Source organism: Botryobacter ruber, from assembly GCF_003347595.2.
Classification (GTDB): domain Bacteria; phylum Bacteroidota; class Bacteroidia; order Cytophagales; family Hymenobacteraceae; genus Pontibacter; species Pontibacter ruber_A.
This window is the reverse complement of the sequence record NZ_QCZK02000015.1, coordinates 49,663-69,467: the sequence shown is the minus strand read 5'-3', so window position 1 is coordinate 69,467 and position 19,805 is coordinate 49,663. Positions and strand designations below refer to the sequence as shown.

Genomic DNA, 19,805 nt, shown 5'->3' with positions numbered 1-19,805 from the left:
ACTACGGCCGCAGTAAATCTGGCTGCCGAGTAATTTGTAAATACAATTAACTTTTAGTTTCATGAAAGGACTTTTACAGCACTTAATGCCACTTGTATTTGCTCTGTTTTTGGCTTTAGCGGGTACTAATACTACTGCACAAGGGCAACATCTGCCGGGTACTAACGATCCAAGCTTTAATACGGCAGATGTAATCAATGGCATAGAAGGATTTAGCTCCTTTGTTACCTGTATCGCCCTGCAGCCTGACGGTAAAGCAGTAGTAGGAGGAAACTTTTATTCCTACAACGGAACGAGGCGTAACAGAATTGCCCGCCTTAACACCGATGGCTCCCTGGATACCTCTTTCGATCCGGGCTCTGATTTTTACTCTGGTTTTAACAGCGTTCCGCAGGCGATTGTTATTCAAGAAGATGGTAAAATAGTTGTAGGTGGTAACTTCATCACCTACAACCAAACACTCCAAAATAGAATTGTACGTCTTAACCCCGATGGCTCGGTGGACGAGTCTTTTGCAACTGGCACCGGTTTCAGTGGTTCTGTGACTGCCATTGCACTGCAACCTGACGGTAAAATAATTGTAGCAGGCGTGTTTGCATCTTATAATGGTATCTCCCGAAACAGAATCGCCCGCCTGAATTCCGACGGTACATTAGATGAATCGTTCAATCCCGAAACTGGTGTATATGGCGCTGTGCAGGCTATCTGGCTGCAGAGCGACGGCAAAATGGTTGTGGGCGGAAGCTTTAGTTATTATAACGGGGTAGCACGTAACGGAATAGCCCGCCTCCATACCGATGGTTCACTTGACACATCTTTTAACCCAGGACAGGGCTTTAATTATGAGGTTACTTCAGTTGCCCTGCAAGCTGATGGAAAAGTTGTTGCCGGCGGGTATTTTACCTTTTTCAATGGCACTCCTCGCAGCAGAATTGCCCGCTTAAATACAGATGGCTCACTTGATACTTCTTTTGCGCCGGAAGCCGGCTTTAATAATAATGTACTCACGGTTGAATTACAAAAAGATGATGAGATTGTGGTGGGAGGGTTGTTTACGAATTACAACGGCACCGAGTGCAACAGAATTGCCCGTTTAACCCACGATGGTTTATTAGACACCTCCTTCAACACCGGAGCAGGCTTTAATAGTAGTGTTGCAGTTGTGGCGGTACAGGCTGGTGGCGAACTGGTGGTAGGTGGTCATTTTACGTCTTATAATGAATCGCCTCGCTTCAGAATAACAAGTCTGAGTTCTGATGGTATGCCTGGAAATGGGTATATCCACAGGAAAGGCTATTCAGATGCTGTTAAGGTTATCGCCCTGCAACCCGACGGCAAGTTAATGGTGGGAGGCGATTTCGAATTCTATAATGGCTTGCGCCGTTCTTTTATTACTTGTCTCAACGCCGATGGCACCATAAACAATGCTTTTAACTACAGCGCCGGGTTAAATAGTTCTGTAGAAGCAATAGCTGTTCAACCTGACGGAAAACTGGTGGTAGGTGGAAGGTTCAGTATCGACAATGGTTTCAGGATTACACGTTTAAATTCCGATGGCTCACCGGATGCTTCTTTCACGCATGCGGTCAATGGTGTAATTCGGGCGATTGTTCTCCAGGTAGATGGAAAGTTGGTAGTGGGGGGAAGTTTTGTCATTTCCAATGGCATAGACCGTAATAGAATTGTCCGCCTCAACTCCGACGGCTCAACAGACATCTCCTTCAACACCGGGACAGGATTTGATGCTCCTGTATATGCCATTGCTGTTCAAAAAGACGGAAAGATAGTGGTAGGGGGTGGGTTTACTTCCTATAATGGAACGCCTTGTAACGGAATTGTCCGCCTGAATACAGATGGTTCGCTGGATAACTCTTTCATGACCACAAGTCTGTTGGACGGAGATGTAAATGCCATCGTTTTACAGCAGGATGGTAAAGTGATTGCAGGAGGTAGTTTTATTTCAGGAAGTGGCGTCACCCGCACCCGGATTGCCCGTCTCAATGCAAATGGCTCACTAGACACTTCTTTCAACGTCGGGTCAGGATTTGATGGAGCAGTTTCGTCGATTGCCTTGCAAAGCGATGGTAAGTTTATTGTGGGAGGATGGTATACTTCCTTTAATGGCACATCCCGCAACCGTATTGCCCGTCTCAACGCCGACGGCTCGCTCGATGCCTCCTTTATTCCAGGAACTGGTTTTGATAATAATGTTCAGGCTCTTGCGCTGCAGAGCGATGGTAAGGTGATTGTGGGAGGAAACTTTACCTCCTTTAACGGAATTGTGAGAACCAGAATTGCCCGATTGTACACCGACGGCTTGCCCCTAAACTCAGCTAAAGACCTGCAGCCAGAACAGGAGGTACTCATATACCCTAACCCCAGCCACGGCAACATTACCGTTCAGCTTTCAGGAGCAGAGGCTCTGGTGGGAGGTGCAAAGCTAATTTTACATGATGCCATGGGCCGGCAGGTGCTTTCCAGGGAGGTAACGGCAACCGAAGCGCAGGCCGGGGTAACATTCGCAACAACAGGATTAACCAGCGGTGTCTACTACCTAACCATCCGTACCCGGAGCCTTATTCTAACTAAAAAGCTGGTGCTGGCCGCGTAAATCAGGGACTTACCTTGATGAGCATCACCATACTGCAAATTTATTTACCCATTCGTATTATTTCATGAAAGCACATTTACAGCAATTTAAAACAATAGTAATTACTTTAATTTTAACTGTGGCGTGTATTCCTGCTGCAGTCCAGGCCCAGCATAATCCTGGTACCAACGATCCCGGTTTTAATACTGAAGATATCGTACTGGATGCTGACGGCTTTGATGGGTCTGTTGCTGCAGCTGCGCTGCAAGGGAATGGCAAGCTTCTTGTCGGAGGAAGTTTTGATTCTTATTCCAACACGACTTGTAACCGGATCGCCCGCCTGAATCCTGATCGGTCATTGGATGAATCCTTTAACTCCGGAAGCGGCTTTGATGGAACAGTGCAGGCACTGGCAGTACAAGATGATGGTAAAATACTCGCCGGAGGAAGTTTTAACGCTTACAATAACACACAGTGCAACTATTTTGCTCGCTTAAACAACGATGGATCGCTGGACGAATCTTTTTCTTTGGCTGCAGGATTCAACGGACCTGTAAGGGTTGTTACCTTACAAAGTGACGGCAAAATGATTGTGGGAGGATTGTTTACAGAATTCAATGGAACGCCCCGCAGCAACATTGCCCGCCTCAACGCCGATGGCACACTGGACGAATCTTTTAATCCGGGAACTGGTTTTGAGGGATTTACTGATAAAACCGTTTTCTCTATTGCCCTGCTTCCCGATGGCAGGTTGGTAGTAGGAGGCCGGTTTTCTTCTTACAATGGCACAGCCCGAAACAACATCGCCTTACTAAACACCAACGGTTCTCTCGACAGCTCTTTTGACCCTGGTACCGGCTTTAACAACAGGGTACAGGCTGTTGCGCTCCAGAATGACGGCAAAATAGTGGCGGGAGGAATTTTTACCTCTTACAACGGTAGCGCTCGTAACCTGATAGCCCGCCTCCATGCCGATGGGTCCCTGGATAACTCATTCAATATCGGTACAGGTTTTAACAGTACGGTGAATGATGTTGCTTTACAAAGTAACGGGAAGATTTTAGTTGGAGGAAATTTTGTTAACTTCAATGGTGTGTATAGTAGCGGGATTTCCCGCCTTAACGCCGACGGTTCTCCGGATTTAACCTTTACTACCGGAGCCGGTTTTTCTGTTTCGGGAGTTCAGGTGCTTGCTGTGCAAAGCGATGGAAAAATAGTTGCAGGAGGTACTTTTAGCTCCTACAATGGCATTCCCAAAAACCGCTTTGCCCGCCTCCATCCCGATGGAACTTTGGAGGCATCGACTGACCCTGGAACAGGTTTTAATAATACTGTTTCGGCCCTCTCCCTTCAGCCCGACGGCAGGTTAATAGTGGCAGGTAACTTTACGAGCTATAATGGCTCGGACCGTTCCAGGATGGCACGCCTGAACGCAAACGGTACACTTGATAATTCTTTTAATCCCGGAGCTTTTGATAATGCCGTTACTACTGTTGCCCTTCAACCCGATGGCAAAGTATTGGTTGGAGGTTTGTTTTTACATTATAATAATACGCGGCTCCTTGGCGGGATCGCCCGCCTCCAGACCGATGGGACATTAGACAACTCCTTTGTTACAGGGGTTGGGTTTAACAGTTCCGTAGAATCCCTGGCTTTACAACCTGACGGCAAAGTGATAGTGGGTGGTAATTTTACGGTCTTCAACAACATGCCCTTCAACAGGATCATCCGTCTCAACCCCGATGGCTCACACGATACCTCTTTTACTATCGGAACAGGCTTTAATGGTCAGGTGAATTCGGTTGTCGTGCAGCGTGATGGAAAAATAGTGGTGGGCGGTATGTTTTCTTCCTATAACGGAATGGCCGCTAACAGCATCATTCGTCTGAATGCCGATGGTTCAAGGGATGAATCCTTCGATTCCGGAAACGGCTTTAACAGTGCTGTTCAGTCTATTGCCTTGCAAGCAGATGCTAAGGTGCTGGTGGGCGGCGGATTTACATCTTATAACGGTACATCACGAAACAGGATAGCCCGTCTGCATGCCGATGGTACAGCAGACAACTCCTTCAACCCCGGAACTGGTTTTAATGCTGAGGTTTTAACCATCGCGCTGCAACCTGACGGTAAGGTAATGGCAGGAGGAAGTTTTACAACTTTCAATGGCACAACCCGAAACAGGATTGCCCGACTGAACACGGATGGTTCTCTGGATAATTTGTTTGATCCTGCTTCTGGTTTTGATAATAGTGTTAACACACTTGCTTTGCAACCTGACGGCAAGGTAGTTGTGGCGGGAGAATTTGTCTCGTTTAATCATATTCCCCGAACCAGAATTGCCAGATTGTATGGTGGTGAAGGTACTATATCGGGTATTGGTGAAGACCTGCAGCCAGGGCTGAACCTACTGCTTTACCCCAACCCAAGCCATGGCGACATCAACCTGGAATTTTCAGGAGCAGCGGCTCTGGTGGGAGGTGCAAAGCTTATTTTACACGATGCCATGGGCCTACAGGTGCTTACCAGGAAAGTAACAGCCGCAGAGGCAAAGTCAGGAGTAAAGCTATTTACAGCCGGTTTGAAAAGCGGCATCTATTTCCTGAGCATCAGCACCAAAGACAGGAGCATTACCAAAAGACTGGTACTGGCGCAGTAGAAAAAAGCTGCCCCTGCCACCATGATCCATGCTACAAAAGCAGCAGCGGCAATGGTGGCAGGGGCAGTGCTATTTTATCGCCTTAAACGAATGTCAAAAGATGTAAAACTGTGCAGCAGAGGCAGTGGTGGCTGCAGCAGCAAATCGCAGGATAGGCAAAAATGTTCTGCAGTCCCTGTCACCACACCCTTACCTGATGGGCCAGCGCTACAGTATATGCATAAAAAAGCCTGCCTCTGAAAATAACAGGGGGAATCGGGGGTAATAAAAAAGCTTATGGAATCAGGCCACAAGCTTTATACTTAAAGGGATAGGGTAGGAGCTATTCCCACTTCAGCTCATCGTCGAACGATGGCTCTGTTTCGGCCACAGGTGCTTCCAGTGCTGCCAGCGCTTCTTCTGTTAACAGTTCTGATTTAACGTGATCTACTGTTCCCTGTAACGCATCCAAAAATTTGGCAAAATCTTCTTTGTACAAAAAGATTTTGTGTTTCTCATAAGAGAAAGACTCGTCCTTGAACTTTCTTTTACTCTCTGTAATGGTAATGTAAAAATCATTAGAGCGAGTTGACTTCACATCAAAGAAATACGTTCTCTTTCCAGCTCTTACTCTTTGTGAAAAAATTTCTGCTTTTTCGTTGTTCTCTTCCACCGTTTAATAGACGTTAAATTCAACTTTGTGAATCTAAAAGTAACATATTGTCGGGATATATAAAAGTTTTTGAATTTAATTTTTTTGTAAAGGATTTCTGCTATATTTGTATAGCACCAAATATAGTATATCATGAATTTATGTTCTCTTATACTAGTACTCCTGCTTTCTGTCTTTCCGCCCGGCGCTTCTTACACCGCTAAAGGCAAAGCTACTTTTTACGCGGACCGCATGCAGGGGCATGCTACCACCAGCGGCGAGCGCTACGACAAAGCCAAACTGACTGCAGCCCACGCCACGCTTCCTTTCAACACGCTGGTGGAAGTCACCAATCTTAAAAACGGCAAAAAAGTAATTGTCCGGATAAACGACCGTAAAGCACACAGCCGCCACTTTGTAATCGACCTTTCCAGGGCCGCTGCCAGCGAAATTGATATGGTGCGCGATGGGGTAGGCTCGGTGTCGCTGCTGGAAGTAAAAGATGCGGTGGAAGGGCAACAAGACGAGCCGCTGACCGTTTCTACTACAGCACCCTAAACCAATTGCCCCTGTTATGAAAAAGCCCATTACCCTTGCCGATGTTCAGAAATTTGAAAACATGGAGTTTCTGGCAAAGCAGCTGGTAGCGGGGTTTATCACGGGTTTGCACCAGTCGCCTTACCACGGCTTCTCGGTAGAATTCTCCGAGCACCGCCTCTACAACAGCGGCGAAAGCACCCGCCACATCGACTGGAAAGTTTTTTCACGCACCGATAAGCTTTTTGTCAAACGCTTTGAAGAGGAGACCAACCTGCGCTGCCACATCCTGCTCGACGTGTCGCCCTCCATGTATTACCCCACCGAAACCAACGGTAAAATCACCTTCAGCGCCCTGGCGGCTGCTGCCCTGGCCACCCTGCTCCGGAAGCAGCGCGATGCGGTGGGGCTGGTTACCTTCTCCGATAAAATAGAGATACAGTCGCCCGTGCGCTCGACGGCTTCGCATCTGCACACCCTCCTGCTGATGCTGCAAAAGCAACTGGAAACAAAGCCAACCGCCAAAGATACCAATGTGGCCGATGTTATTCACCAGATTGCCCAGCAGATTCCTAAGCGCTCGCTCGTGGTCATCTTCAGCGATATGCTCACGCAGCACGAAAACAGCGATGCCATATTTGCCGCCCTCCAACACCTGAAGCATCAGAAACACGAGGTGCTCATTTTTCATGTAATGGACCGCCGGACCGAGGAAATTTTTGATTTCGCCGAACGCCCCTATGTGTTTGTGGACGTGGAAACGGGGCAGGAACTGAAACTGCAGCCTTCGCAGGTAAAAGCGCATTACCAGGCGGCCGTAGAGCATTACAAGCAGGAAATAGCGCTCAAATGCGGGCAGTATAAGATAGACCTGGTGCAGGTGGATATCAGCGAGCCGTTTGATAAGGTGCTGTATGCTTACCTGGTGAAGCGGGCGAAGGTGCGGTAGGGGGGGCAGTTATTTGATATACGTACTTTCCTGCGGCATATTCTCTTATGCTACATAAAATTTATCATCAGGCCATTCTGCCGGATTGTCTATAATATATTCAGAAATGGTTTGGTGTGACTTTTCGTTGCGGATAATATGTTCGTAGAAGTTGCGCTGCCACACTGCCCGTTGAGATGGAAAGTCTTCTGATCTGGTGGTTCGGAACCATTTGGTTACACCGGTTTTATAGCCACGTACAATAGATCCGATCGATCGGGGTATTATCTTCTGGAATTGATTTTGTCGTGTTTCGTGTAGGGGTTCAAAATTTTGAACCCCTACGGTTGTCAATTCAATAATGCCATGAACATGATTTGGCATGATGATATACTCATGTAGAATGGTATTTGGAAAATGATTTGGTATCTGTAGCCAGTACTCCTGCGCAATTTTTCCTGCATCATTTAAAATCATGACATACTGCATGTCTTGCATGATAATCTCACCAAAGAGACACCCTCGTTCGTGCGTGCAAATTGTAATGAAATAGAGGCCAGCTTGTGAGTAGTCATAACCTCTTAGTCGGATTGATCTGCGATGATGTACCTGCGGATTGTATTTCTTTTCCATTCTTAAATCAAAAAAATCCTGTTCAAGACAAAAAATCCTGTTCAGACATTACATTACGAACGAAAACGAATCCGGATAAAAACAAACCAGTGGTAAAGCAAAAAGCCAGCCCTCAGGAGAGGCTGGCTTTTGCAATAAAGGGTGACTAAGCAAATGGTGTGGTTTGTTTCGGGCAGTTTCTTATTTGCATGAAGCATTGAAAGAGTAGATGAAGGCTGCGCCTACGGTAGCTTGTGTCTTCTTGGTGAAGTTGCCGGCGGCATCTTCGAAGAAACCGTTTTTAGCTACATCTAAACGAACTTCAGGTTTGATGTTGAAGTTGCTTTCGCCTAATTTAACGTCTGCTGTAAGTGTAGTGGCAGAAACTTCAAGTGGTCCGAAGTAGCGTACGCCGCTTGGGTCGGAGAAGTACTCGGTGCGCAGGCCCAGTCCGAATTTGTCGGTGGCAGCATAGTTCAGGTAAAGCGCTGCACCACCCCAGGTAGCATCTTCTGACCAGGCATCGCCTGCTATTGCTTCGTTTGTGCCTGACAGGAAGGAGCCAAAAGCCGCATTCACACCAATTTTAAATGCGTCGGCTGCCTGGTAGGAGGTAGTCAGGTCGAAGAGGCTGGTGTAGGAACCTTTGTGGTCGCCAAAGGCAGAAAGCGTGTTGTACTCGTCGCCACCGATCCAGTTGATGTACATATCCAGGCCGGAAAAAGGGCTTACGTATACCTGCGCTGCAACCGATTTTTTGTCGTTGAAGTCCTGCAGGCCATCCCATCCGTTAACCACGCCCAGCATAAAGCCCAGGCGGTCGCTGAAGTTGTAGTTTACTTTAGCGCCTGTGTGGTAGAACGGACCGTTGCCAAACAGGTAAGACAGGCTGTAGTTGTAGTTTAGGGGAGCGTCAATCAGTTCATACCCGATGTGCGTTCCGAACTGGCCCACTGTAAACGAAAGCTTGTCGGTCAGGTCGTAAGCCAGGTAAGCCTGCTTGATAAGTTTGGCAGTGCCGTCGTTACCAAAATTTCCGAGTTCGGCATTTGGTCCGAAGGTCAGGTCGGCTACCAGGTGTGCTTTGCCATAGTCGTAGCTGAACATGGTCTGCACCAGGCCAAGCGAGAAATTATTATGTTTGGTATCGAAGATGCGGCCCTGGTTAAAGCCGGATACCGGGTTGTTCAGGTTGTACTGATAGTAAGTATCGATGTATCCAGATAAGCCGAAAGTTCCTTTTGTTTCTTCTGCAGCGGTAGTTTCCTGCGCATTAGCTATATTTGCAGTCATAAAGAATGCTGCGGCTGCGAGTGATAAAAGTTTTTTCATATTGGTTAACTTTTAATTGTTCGTAAATCTTTAGTAAATAAGTTGTTAATGTTCTTTCTTTAGCTCGCTTCTCAAATGGCAGTTTGATAGCGGGTGTAAGAGAAGAAGGAATATCAGAAGGCAAGCGAAAGGCTTTTATATCTTGTAAAGCGGTTTCTTTATCGGAGTGGTAAAACAGTGGTAATGTGTTCCAGACATTACCACTTGTTTTTTCTCACCATGCCATCCTAACTAGTAAGTGATTTTTATTAAACTGTGGCAGCTGCTTTCTTGCGGCTGTCTGTTGTTACCGGTTGGTTTTCCAGCAGGCTCATTTCGTAGCCAGGAGCGTTGATGTCCGGGTAAGCGTGCATTTTGTGCTCGTGCATATCCAGCCCTTCAATTTCTTCTCTTTCGCTTACACGTACGCCCATGGTTACTTTCAGTACATACCACACAACAATAGCGAACACAAAGCTGAAAGCACCTACTACGCCTACACCAATTGCCTGGCTGATGAACTGGTCAACACCGGCAAGCGATCCGAACAATCCTACTGCCAACGTACCCCAGATGCCGCAGATCAGGTGAACAGAAAGTGCACCAACCGGATCGTCCAGTTTCAGTTTGTCGAACAGCGATACACCAAGCACTACAAGCGCTCCGGACACCAGACCGATTACGATTGAGTCCACAACACCCATTTGGTCAGCACCTGCTGTGATACCTACCAGGCCGGCAAGTATACCGTTCAGTACCATGGTTAAGTCGCTTGATTTGAAAAGGATCAGGGCCAGGAAGCAACCACCTATTGCACCGGCAGCGGCAGCAAGGCTGGTCATAACAAGTACTCTTGAAACAGCGCCCGGATCAGCAGAAAGTACAGAACCACCGTTAAAACCGAACCAGCCTAACCAAAGGATAAATACACCGATAGTGGCCAGTGGCAAGCTGTGGCCAGGGATTGGCTTTACTTTGCCGTCAACGAATTTGCCGATGCGCGGGCCGATCAGGAGGATACCTGCCAGGGCGCCCCAGCCACCTACCGAGTGAACCAGCGTAGAACCAGCGAAATCATAGAAAGGAACTTCCAGTGCGTTCAGGAAGCCGCCTCCCCACTTCCACATACCTACAATCGGGTAGCAGATACCAACGAACAGGAGCGAAAAAATCATGAAGCTCGACAGTTTTACACGCTCAGCTACAGCACCGGAAACAATGGTAGCAGCAGTGGCGGCAAACATGCCCTGGAACAGGAAGTCTGTCCAGAAAGTGTAGCCTTCGTTATAGGCAGAAGTTTCGCCACCTTCGGGCATCGGGATACCGAAGCCTGAGAAACCAAAGAAACCGCCTTCAAAAGCAGCACCCGGGTACATCATCGAGAAACCCCAGAACGCATACGTAATCAAGCCAAGTGGAAGAATCATGCTATTCTTGAACAGGATGTTCACCGTGTTTTTAGACCGGGCTAAACCAGACTCAAGCGTGGCGAAGCCCAGGTGCATAGCAAAAACGAGAAAAATGGACACCATCATCCAGGTGTTGTTTACAACAAATAGTTCTTGTGACATGGTGATAAAAAGTTAGGATTTAAAAATTCTTTAATTCAATGATTTTGGTGATTGGAAAAACAGGTTGGAATTACAGCGCCAGTTCTCCGACTTCTCCTGTTCTGATGCGAATAACGTCTTCGATATTCATGATAAAGATTTTGCCGTCGCCGACACTTCCGGTAGAGGCTACCTTCAGGATAGTGGAAACCACGTCATCGACATGTTCGTCGGTGGCAACAATCTCAATTTTGGTGCGGGGGATAAAGCCTACATTATAGGTTGTGCCTCTGTAGACCTGGGAAGATCCGTGCTCAAGGCCATATCCTTTTACATCGTAGGTAGACATAAAAGCAATGCCTACTTTGGCTAGCGCTTCATAAACCTCCTCAAACTTGGATGTTCTGATAATTGCTTCGATCTTTTTCATAAGCAAGTTTACGTTATGGGGTATGTTTTTTATGGGGTTGTTGTTAAATTCTTGTTAAAGATAGTAAACAAGCATTGAAAATCAAGGGGGTGTTCTGAAATATTATTGCTAATTTATCATTACACCCCCTTAAAATAGAGGGTGTTTGCGTGGTTGTGGTGTGAAATTGGGGTAAGGTGCTTGCCTGATATAGCGGCAGATTAGCTGGAAAAGCGGTTTTTTTGCTTCAGCAGAGGTTTTTCTGATAACAAATGGTTATAAGTTTAAAAATTTTCAAGGCTCGATAAATTTTTGAAAAAAAATTTTACCCCCTGTTATTTTAAGGGGGCTGTTTTGTTAATTGATTAAAAAGTGTGCAGGGTTAGTGTGTAATTAAAGGGGTGTTGTTAGATATAGGTAGGTTTTTGGGTTGTGGCCGTTTAAATGATTCGTGTTGTTTCCTGAGGGGTAGGGGAGGTGTTGGGTGCGGGTGGAAGAAAAGGGAAAAGGCTAGGTTGTAGCAGAAGGTGTGGTGGCTGTGGCTGCAAAACAGAAGAGCTGCCTGGTGTTATGTTTGGTTCACAGCCACAGCCACCACACCCTCGCCTCAACCGGTTTTTAGAATTCAGCAATTGCAAGTGGTAACTTCGAAAGGAGTGTGTGTTGTTGCGTAATTTTACTCTATTATATATAGTGTGTCCCGCTCAAAGTTAAAAGGCTGCAGAAAGCGGGTGTGAACTGTGGTGTTGTTCTTGGGTCGGGAGGTTGATTAGTTGTTGTGGTCCAGCGGGGTTTGCCTGGTGTTGTTCTTGTTGATCTTCGTTTCCTGTGCCTCTTCGAGGGGCCAACTGAAAATGAAATCCGCGCCACCAAGCGGGCTGTCGTCTACTATAATGCTGCCGCCCCTTTCTTCGATAATTTTCTTTACAACGGCCAGCCCGATTCCCTGTGAATTTTCTTTCTGAATGTCTCCTTTCTGGAACAGGTTAAATATGCTGCGGCGCAACTCGCGCGGCACGCCTGGCCCGTTATCTGAAATGGTGATTAATACTTCGTTCTTTTTTTCAAGGCAACGGACGGCGATTTTCGTTTCTTCTTTGTCGTTGTACTTAACAGCATTGCTGATCAGGTTCAGGAATACCTGCAGGAGCTTTGTTTTATTGCCGGTAATAACCGGAAGATGCTCGGGAATATCAACGGAGGCATTGGGAGGGAACGTGATCAGGCTGCAGGCTTCTTTTAATACCAGGTTTAATTCTACAGGCTCTTCTTTGTGTTCGGTTATTGCAGCTTTAGAGTAATCCGTAATGCCGGTAATGAGGTTTAGCATGGATATGAGGGTTTGGTCAATGGCCTGAATATGCAAAGCAAGATGTTGCTGCTGTTCTGTTGTCAGTTCCCGTTTCAGAAGCCGGATAATGGCATGGATGTTCAGTAGCGGAGATTTCAGGTCGTGTGCGATGATGTACCCAAGCCGCTCCAGTTCGCTGTTGATGACAAGCAGCTGTTCGTTTTTCTGGAGCAGGTTTCGTTCAAGTTCTTTCAGTTCCGTTACATCCCGTATGGCTGCTATTACATATTTCTTGTTTTTAACCATAACCGGCGCCAGCGCTACATCTATATCGCATTCCTCGCCGCTTTTGCGGAGGCCGAACAGCTGCATGCCTTTGCCCATTTTCCGGGATACCGGGTTTTTAAAATAGGTGTACAGGTGCCGGGTGTGAGCTTCCCGGAAGCGTTCCGGTATCAGGATATTCAGGTTCTGACCAACGAGTTCGCCGGGTGCATATTCAAAAAGTTTATCAATTTGTTTGTTCGAGGCTATAATTTTTCCCTTGCTATCTACAACCACAACAGTATCGGGTAATAGATCGATTGCTTCCTGTAAAGAGATATAGTTGAGGTACATAAAGGACAGTTGTTAAGATTGTAATGCGGCCACGTGTTTATGCCAGGTAACCAAAGTCGGTTTTGTTTATGTTTCATGTAGCTCTGAATGTAATAACACTGCTGTGCGTAATCTGTCTGCTATGGTTACCAGCTAAAATTACTTGCTACCAGTGCAGGGTATGGGGTGATGTGCAGGAGCAGGCAGGTAAATTTACCTTTCCTTCACAAAGTTTTGGGAAGCGAAACTCAGGGTAGCGTTTTGCTTTTATCCATATGTACTATAACTGGTTTTACGTGTTCTTCGGTGTATGCTTCTGCCGGCTACAGCTGGGGGTAAATGCTGCAGAGCAGCTGGATAGTTGTATTTGAAATGCACCTGCATTTTTCCTGATTTTGTCCGCGCCGGCCATCAGGTGTCGCGTAAAATATGTGTATGTTTCATAGCTGTGGGGTTTTTTAGTGCTTATCTGTGCTTTAAATGTATACGTAATATTTAATTTTTTAATCATTTAATGCTATGTGTAAATTTTCATAAAGCTGACAAATGGTGTGATGTGGGTTTTTTCCTGGGTAATTTGCAGCATAAAGGGCGGAGTTTAGGCATTGCATTAGGGTAAAAAAAAGAGAGACTGCCCATGCGGGCAGCCTCTCAGGTTGAATAAAGCGCCAGGTTTGTTTGCTTACAGGTTACCCGGGCTTTACTGTTAGGTGTTTTTAATTATTTCACAATAGTGAAGCTGATGCTGTACGTAGGGCTGGTGGCAGCTCCCAGGTTGCTTTTTGTTCCGGCGTGTGTTGTGGCCTGAAGGGTGTAGCTTCCTGTAGAGGCAGACCAGGAGTAATAGTCGCCTTTTTTGTTATCGCCAAACAGGGCATAAGGAACCACGTCGTCGAGTCTGGTTTCGCTCTTAGCGCCGCTCAGTACGAACTTAACAACTGTTGCAGTAGTAGAGCTTGTGTTAGCTTTGATGTTGATTTTGCTCACACCCAGTTTGCTAAGGCTGATGGTAGCGCCGTTGCTGATCGTCATGATTTCTTTGTCTTTTGAAGCATCAATCAGCGTGAAGCTTACTACCTGCTGTGTGCTTGTGGTAGTTGTAGTTGTTGTAGTGGTAGTACCAGTGGTTGTGCCAGTAGTAGTGCCGGTTGTAGTACCAGTAGTAGTGCCGGTTGTTGTACCGGTAGTGGTGCCGGTTGTTGTACCGGTAGTTGTTCCTGTGCTAGTATCAGTTGTTGTGTTGGTTGTGGTAGTAGTTGTGTTGCTTACTGTACCTGAAGTCATGTCGGCTAATTTAGCAGCAGTTTTACCTACCCTGATGTTATCAAAGTAAACAACTCTTGAAGAATGCTTGGAAGAACCATCCAGGAAAGAAGCCTTGTACAGACCCAGTTTCCATTTCGGGTATTTCAGGTGCATGTTACGTCCGGTAATGTGGTGGATTTTTACACCATTACGGTATACCTCGATCAGGCCGTCAGATCCGGTTGAGTGGATAAAGTGGAAAGTGAACTCGTTCCACTGGTTTTTAGGAACAGAGGTGAAAGAAGAAAGTACGCTGGAGCTTGTGCCTGAATTAGAGCCGAACAGGTCGTATTTCATCAGGTTAGATGAGCCGGACGGAGGTGTAACTTCCAGGAAAACTTTGTCTTTTTCGGCACGGATTGTAGTCTCGTCGCTGCCGTCTTCATACCACTGGTTCAGGCAGTCTCTTGTGTCGTCAGCCTCGAAACCAACAGAAGGGAAATAAACTGAGAAAGAGTACCAGATATCTTTTGTGAACCTTGAGTCTTCGGTTCCTTTAATAATAGTTACTTCAGAACGAATTTTCTCGCCTGTTCCAACAAGCGGCTGACCTTTCCTGATTTCGAAACGGGTTGCTTTAGAGCCCTGGAAAGCAGGATTGGTAACAGTTGATAGGGTCCAGTCTGTGGCGCAGTTTTCTATAGAGTGGGTTTTGTTGATGGTAGTGCCAGACAGCGGGAAGTAGGTGTTTCCTTCTACAGTCTCTTCATATATAAGGTTGGCAGATGTTGCCTTGTTAACTGATTCTGCGTTGATGGCGGCTTCAGGAGACAATTGCTCCATTTCTTTCTGCTCACATGCAACTACTGCTAATCCTAAAAGGAAAGGGGTTAAAACATTACGGAATTTGAAGTTCATATTATTAAAAATGGCTAAAAGTTAAAGTTGTAATATTTTGTGAAAAAGGTTTTGTGTTAATTAATCGGCATTTAAAACCTTCAGTGTTGCATGAAGTTCAGGAGTATAAAGTTTTGTGTTTTGAGGCGCTTCTATAATCTAATCATAGGCCCGCCGGTTTATTTTAGATTTAACATCTGTTAGTGTAAATAATATAGAAACCTTGGTTTTTGTCAGTGTTTAACTTTTTGTTTATTAGTCAGTTGCGAAGATAACACAAGTGTTTTTCACTTGGTTTAAAATTGCATAAGTATTTTTAAGGAAAGGCAAAAGTTCTTTTAAAAATCACGTAACCTAAATAAATAGTTATAAAAAATGGGTGAAATTTGGACTATTATGTAATATATAATTGGGTGAATATTTGTAGTTATAGATATTTTCATTGTGTTTAATCAATAATTTATAACAAAAAATACTATGAGTAAAAATTGTAGTATTTGCTTTCGTGTGCTATAAAATAAGTTGAGGTGCAGAATGAATGGTTGTTAAGGTGTTGTTGGATAATACTGGTATTGTTGGATTGGTATTAAAGTTAAAACATTAGTTTGAGATGATTGTTGGGAATGTGATTTGTTTTATACGATTGTATTTTTTGAAAGGGCAATAGTTTTCCTGTCTGCCAGGTTTGGCTGGCAGCCAAAGGATCAGGTATTTTTTGCCCTTCCGGAAAATCTACCTTACCAGGAAATAAGCTGTTTCATAGGAGCAGGAGTGTAAAACTTCTGATTCAAAAAACAGAGGAATGTACACCTGCTATATAGAGATATTTCGGTGCGTAAATAAAATCACTTTTATTGAAAGGTGCTAATTTTCAGTCCTTTAGTCGGATAATTTTTTAACAATTGTTTAACAGGAGCTTGACGTGGGCTGGGGAGGGATGGGGTGAGCTGCCTTCAGGGGCTGCAGCGTCCGCTGCAGAAGCAAGTGGATGATTACTGCAGCTGTTACCACTACCTTTGCTGTTGAGGTGTGTTTGTGCAGGCGCATATTTTATTTGCTGCACCTGCCATCATAGCCACTGCTCCTTAACCGGAAGGGTGGCCGCTGTATCGCCTGGGGGTTTATTTCCGCGCGATGTGAATATGCCCCCTGGTATAGTCTCTTCTGTTGTTATGGTCCAGTTCGTACCAGATGTCGAGTACATAGGCGGGAGTGGTATAGGTGGTGGCAAATTCACTTGCGCCGTTAATGGTTTTGTAGTCGGTAACCATTTCATAGCCGTCCTCCAGCGCTTTGTAATAAGCTTCGTCATCCTCAAGCAGCTCCAGGTAACGGTTGTACACCTGGTGGTAGCGGTCTGTAATGGCTTCGTAATAACGTTGTAGTTCCGGCGGGTCAAATGCCATAAACCCTTCCTCGTCTTTTGTCCACTTGCCTTGTAGTTCCATAAGGCGAAGTTAGAAAAAGCTGGTGAGAAAACGAGGCTTTCCGCTGGCTGTTTAAACCGTTGGTTTAGGGTGCAGGCCTCTTGTAGCTACACGCTGATAATTGCCTCTGCCTGAATTCCCGGCTCTGCTGTGCAAGGGCTGGAGCTGGTGCACCGCCAGTAATGCCAGCACAAACATTGCCACGGCCACCAGCTGGTGCAGTACGCCCAGCGTTACCGGAACGGCCAGCAGCAGCGTCGCAATGCCCAGTACCAGCTGCACTAGTGCCGTCACCAGCAGTAGTACGATGGTGTTTTTGGTAGTTGTGCCGACAGCAGCATTCCGGCTGCTGTACCAGAACCACACAACCCCTGCCAGCACCAGCGCTGCAACCCAGCGGTGGATAAACTGCACAACCACACCGTCTTCCAGCACGTGCTGCCAGGTGAAGTAACTTTTCAGGTAAGCAGGAAAGAATTCGCCCTCCATAAGCGGATAGGTATTATAAGAAAAGCCGGCTTTAAGGCCAGCCACAAAGGCCCCGTAAACGATTTGTACAAGAATAAGGGTTAACACCAGCCTGGATAACCTGGTTAATATGGGGGTGGTTGCCTTTTGCTGGCGCGGGGCAGTGGTTATGTCGGCAACGGTCCAGACGATGGTGCCAATGAGCAGCAAAGCCAGGATGAAATGCGCCGCCAGCCGGTAATGGCTTACGTGTGGCATATCTACCAGGCCGCTTTTTACCATGATCCAGCCCATTAGTCCCTGCGACAGCCCCAGCAACAGGATAAATAAAAGCCGCCTGAACAGCCAGCCCGATAGTTGTTTGGTCAGCAGGAAGTGCAGGAAAGGCAGGATAAACACAAACCCGATGATACGGCCCAGCAAGCGGTGCAGGTATTCCCACCAGAAAATCTTTTTGAAGCCATCGAGCGTCATCCCAAAATTCAGCTTCTGGTATTCCGGGAACAGCTTGTATTTCTCGAACGCTTCCAGCCAGGCTGCCTGCGAAAGCGGGGGCAGTGTGCCCGAAATTACGTTCCATTCTACAATAGAAAGCCCGGAGCGGGTGAGGCGGGTGATGCCTCCGATCACCACCATGCCTGTAATCAGGAGTGCACCGCTCAGGAGCCAGTATACGATCGCTTTATTATAAGGTGCCTTTTTCATAAATCCCGAAAAACAGGTAAAGCTCCTGAAACTTGACGGTGCTCCCTATGATGCATCTAAGTTTACCGGGTGATGATCGTCATTGCAAAGCTGCTTCCGGTGACAGGGTTTGCTGCTGGTTCTTCGCCTGGATAGGAGCAGTGGGTGTGGTGACAGGAGCAGAAAAGGTTTTTTGGGAAATTTTAGGGATGAGGCATGCTGACAGGTGCGGAGACTGCTGTAAATTGTTCTGCTGTCCCGGCCACCATTCCCGCGGCTCTTAACTTTTGCCACGAAGGTCTAAAAAACAGGGGCATTTCAACAAGAATCAGGGGGTGTTCTGCGCTGGTGTTAATTTTTGACAGCTTTTTACATAGAACTGATAAATCTCATCTTTCTACTTCTTAGTCTTTCATCTTCATTTCACTATATTTGTTGGCTCACAATGTGGTTGCGTGGGGCAACTAAATTTGTTAATTCACGAAAACGCTACAAGTAACACAAAACTTTAAACTTCATGAGAACAGTAGACAAGTACAACTTTGCCGGTAAAAGGGCATTAGTGCGCGTAGACTTTAACGTTCCGCTGGACGCTGACTACCGCATTACAGATGATACCCGCATTCGTGCGGCAGTACCAACTATAAAGAAAATTCTGGCAGATGGCGGTTCTGTGATCCTGATGTCGCACCTGGGGCGGCCAAAAAGCGGACCCGAGAAAAAATATTCGCTGCAGCACCTGGTTAGCCGCTTGTCTGATGAATTTGGAACTACCGTGAAGTTTGCCCCGGATTGTGTGGGTGAAGAGGCTGTGCAAATGGCGCAGAACCTGAAGCCGGGCGAAATACTGTTGCTCGAAAACCTGCGTTTCTATAAAGAAGAAGAAAAAGGCGATCCTGCTTTTGCCGAAAAACTGTCCAGGCTGGGCGATGTGTACGTAAACGATGCCTTTGGTACAGCCCACCGCGAACATGCTTCTACCGCTGTGGTGGCCCGCTACTTCCCGAACGATAAAGTTACCGGCTACGTGATGCAGGCAGAACTCGACAATGCCCGTCGTGTGCTCGATAAGGCTGAGCGTCCGTTTACTGCCATTATGGGGGGCGCTAAAATCTCCGATAAAATCCTGATCATCGAGCGTTTGCTGGACAGGGTGGATTACCTGATTATTGGCGGCGGCATGTCCTACACCTTCGTGAAAGCCGACGGCGGCCAGATTGGTTCTTCGCTGGTAGAAAACGATAAGCTGGACCTGGCGCTGAGACTGATTGCGCTGGCCAAGGAAAAAGGTGTGAAAATGCTGATCCCTGTTGATTCCGTAATTGCAGACGGCTTCAGCAACGATGCCAACGTAGACACCTGCCTCAGCCACCACATCCCGGATAACTGGATGGGCTTAGACATTGGCCCGAATGCCCGCGAAACTTATTCCGATATCATTCGCAACTCCAAAACCATCCTGTGGAACGGTCCGATGGGCGTGTTCGAAATGTCGAACTTTGCTGTAGGAACCGAAGCTGTAGCTGAAGCAGTGGTACAAGCAACCAACGCAGGCGCCTACTCCCTGATTGGCGGCGGCGACTCTGCTGCTGCTGTAAACCAGTTGGGTTACGGCGATCAGGTATCGTATGTGTCTACTGGTGGTGGTGCTCTGCTGGAATTTATGGAAGGCAAAACACTGCCTGGTGTAGCCGCCATCGAACGCGACGACTACTAAGATTTCGATCGGATGTTACGCAGAAAGTTTATTGTCCCCCTTTGAAGGGGGTAGGGGGATGACTAATATCTGCGAACAAAATAGTGCTGTACTGGCTGCAGGTCCTGTAATTGCTCGCAGTCCGTTCATCATCCCCCTTACCCCCTTCAAAGGGGGACTTTACCTTATAAAGTGAATTTGTGCGTAACATTTGTTACCATACATTAGCTAGAAATCCCCTGTTCCTTTAAAAGTGACAGGGGATTTTTATTTAGC

Annotated in this window: 14 protein-coding genes; 5 read left to right on the top strand and 9 right to left on the bottom strand. The window is 46.6% G+C overall.

What is annotated here, in order from left to right; translation table 11 throughout:
* Positions 1-61 precede the first annotated feature (61 nt).
* Positions 62-2,611 (top strand): T9SS type A sorting domain-containing protein, encoded by a 2,550-nt coding sequence (locus tag DCW36_RS02825; RefSeq protein WP_114779350.1) that lies wholly within the window; start codon positions 62-64, stop codon positions 2,609-2,611.
* Positions 2,612-2,729: 118 nt separating this feature from the next.
* A complete protein-coding gene (locus DCW36_RS02820; RefSeq protein ID WP_164891011.1) occupies positions 2,730-5,246 on the top strand; it encodes a T9SS type A sorting domain-containing protein in 2,517 nt (838 codons plus the stop codon).
* A 322-nt stretch (positions 5,247-5,568) separates the two neighbouring features.
* Here DCW36_RS02820 and DCW36_RS02815 read toward each other — a convergent pair whose 3' ends face one another.
* A complete protein-coding gene (locus DCW36_RS02815) occupies positions 5,569-5,898 on the bottom strand; it encodes a DUF3276 family protein (RefSeq protein ID WP_114779346.1) in 330 nt (109 codons plus the stop codon).
* A gap of 132 nt (positions 5,899-6,030) precedes the next feature.
* Between DCW36_RS02815 and DCW36_RS02810 the strand changes: the two genes are divergently transcribed.
* Both DCW36_RS02810 and DCW36_RS02805 read left to right on the top strand, forming a co-directional pair.
* Positions 6,031-6,435, top strand: coding sequence for a septal ring lytic transglycosylase RlpA family protein (locus tag DCW36_RS02810; RefSeq protein WP_114779344.1), 405 nt, complete (start codon positions 6,031-6,033; stop codon positions 6,433-6,435).
* Positions 6,436-6,451: 16 nt separating this feature from the next.
* Positions 6,452-7,363, top strand: coding sequence for a DUF58 domain-containing protein (locus tag DCW36_RS02805; RefSeq protein WP_114779342.1), 912 nt, complete (start codon positions 6,452-6,454; stop codon positions 7,361-7,363).
* A 45-nt stretch (positions 7,364-7,408) separates the two neighbouring features.
* Here the strand turns inward: DCW36_RS02805 and DCW36_RS02800 are convergent, their stop codons facing one another.
* From DCW36_RS02800 to DCW36_RS02765, 8 genes are all read right to left on the bottom strand, one after another.
* Entirely contained in the window at positions 7,409-7,975 is a 567-nt protein-coding gene (locus DCW36_RS02800; RefSeq protein WP_114779340.1) for a transposase, read from the bottom strand.
* Between the two features lie 180 nt (positions 7,976-8,155).
* Positions 8,156-9,286 (bottom strand): porin, encoded by a 1,131-nt coding sequence (locus DCW36_RS02795; protein WP_114779337.1) that lies wholly within the window; start codon positions 9,284-9,286, stop codon positions 8,156-8,158.
* Positions 9,287-9,534: 248 nt separating this feature from the next.
* Entirely contained in the window at positions 9,535-10,836 is a 1,302-nt protein-coding gene (locus DCW36_RS02790) for an ammonium transporter (RefSeq protein WP_114779335.1), read from the bottom strand.
* Between the two features lie 70 nt (positions 10,837-10,906).
* Positions 10,907-11,245, bottom strand: a complete 339-nt coding sequence (locus tag DCW36_RS02785) for a P-II family nitrogen regulator (protein ID WP_114779333.1) — start codon at positions 11,243-11,245, stop codon at positions 10,907-10,909.
* A 748-nt stretch (positions 11,246-11,993) separates the two neighbouring features.
* Entirely contained in the window at positions 11,994-13,133 is a 1,140-nt protein-coding gene (locus tag DCW36_RS02780; RefSeq protein ID WP_114779331.1) for a PAS domain-containing sensor histidine kinase, read from the bottom strand.
* Between the two features lie 699 nt (positions 13,134-13,832).
* On the bottom strand, positions 13,833-15,275 hold the full coding sequence (locus DCW36_RS02775; RefSeq protein WP_125185183.1) for a polysaccharide lyase: 1,443 nt from the start codon (positions 15,273-15,275) through the stop codon (positions 13,833-13,835).
* Between the two features lie 1,100 nt (positions 15,276-16,375).
* Positions 16,376-16,702, bottom strand: a complete 327-nt coding sequence (locus tag DCW36_RS02770; protein WP_114779327.1) for a hypothetical protein — start codon at positions 16,700-16,702, stop codon at positions 16,376-16,378.
* A gap of 51 nt (positions 16,703-16,753) precedes the next feature.
* Positions 16,754-17,854 carry a COX15/CtaA family protein gene (locus DCW36_RS02765; protein ID WP_114779325.1) on the bottom strand — a complete coding sequence of 367 codons (1,101 nt, stop codon included), beginning with the start codon at positions 17,852-17,854 and terminating at the stop codon, positions 16,754-16,756.
* A gap of 496 nt (positions 17,855-18,350) precedes the next feature.
* Between DCW36_RS02765 and DCW36_RS02760 the strand changes: the two genes are divergently transcribed.
* The gene (locus tag DCW36_RS02760; RefSeq protein WP_114779323.1) at positions 18,351-19,550 is read left to right on the top strand and encodes a phosphoglycerate kinase; all 1,200 of its coding nucleotides are present in this window, start codon (positions 18,351-18,353) and stop codon (positions 19,548-19,550) included.
* Positions 19,551-19,805 lie beyond the last annotated feature (255 nt).

Excerpts from the sequence above, each read along its gene's own strand:
- DCW36_RS02790 (WP_114779335.1), bottom strand. The coding sequence starts at position 10,836 with ATGTCACAAGAACTATTTGTTGTAAACAACACCTGGATGATGGTGTCC.
- DCW36_RS02825 (WP_114779350.1), top strand. The coding sequence starts at position 62 with ATGAAAGGACTTTTACAGCACTTAATGCCACTTGTATTTGCTCTGTTT.
- DCW36_RS02760 (WP_114779323.1), top strand. The coding sequence starts at position 18,351 with ATGAGAACAGTAGACAAGTACAACTTTGCCGGTAAAAGGGCATTAGTG.
- DCW36_RS02765 (WP_114779325.1), bottom strand. The coding sequence starts at position 17,854 with ATGAAAAAGGCACCTTATAATAAAGCGATCGTATACTGGCTCCTGAGC.
- DCW36_RS02805 (WP_114779342.1), top strand. The coding sequence starts at position 6,452 with ATGAAAAAGCCCATTACCCTTGCCGATGTTCAGAAATTTGAAAACATG.
- DCW36_RS02785 (WP_114779333.1), bottom strand. The coding sequence starts at position 11,245 with ATGAAAAAGATCGAAGCAATTATCAGAACATCCAAGTTTGAGGAGGTT.
- DCW36_RS02800 (WP_114779340.1), bottom strand. The coding sequence starts at position 7,975 with ATGGAAAAGAAATACAATCCGCAGGTACATCATCGCAGATCAATCCGA.
- DCW36_RS02775 (WP_125185183.1), bottom strand. The coding sequence starts at position 15,275 with ATGAACTTCAAATTCCGTAATGTTTTAACCCCTTTCCTTTTAGGATTA.
- DCW36_RS02810 (WP_114779344.1), top strand. The coding sequence starts at position 6,031 with ATGAATTTATGTTCTCTTATACTAGTACTCCTGCTTTCTGTCTTTCCG.
- DCW36_RS02770 (WP_114779327.1), bottom strand. The coding sequence starts at position 16,702 with ATGGAACTACAAGGCAAGTGGACAAAAGACGAGGAAGGGTTTATGGCA.
- DCW36_RS02795 (WP_114779337.1), bottom strand. The coding sequence starts at position 9,286 with ATGAAAAAACTTTTATCACTCGCAGCCGCAGCATTCTTTATGACTGCA.
- DCW36_RS02780 (WP_114779331.1), bottom strand. The coding sequence starts at position 13,133 with ATGTACCTCAACTATATCTCTTTACAGGAAGCAATCGATCTATTACCC.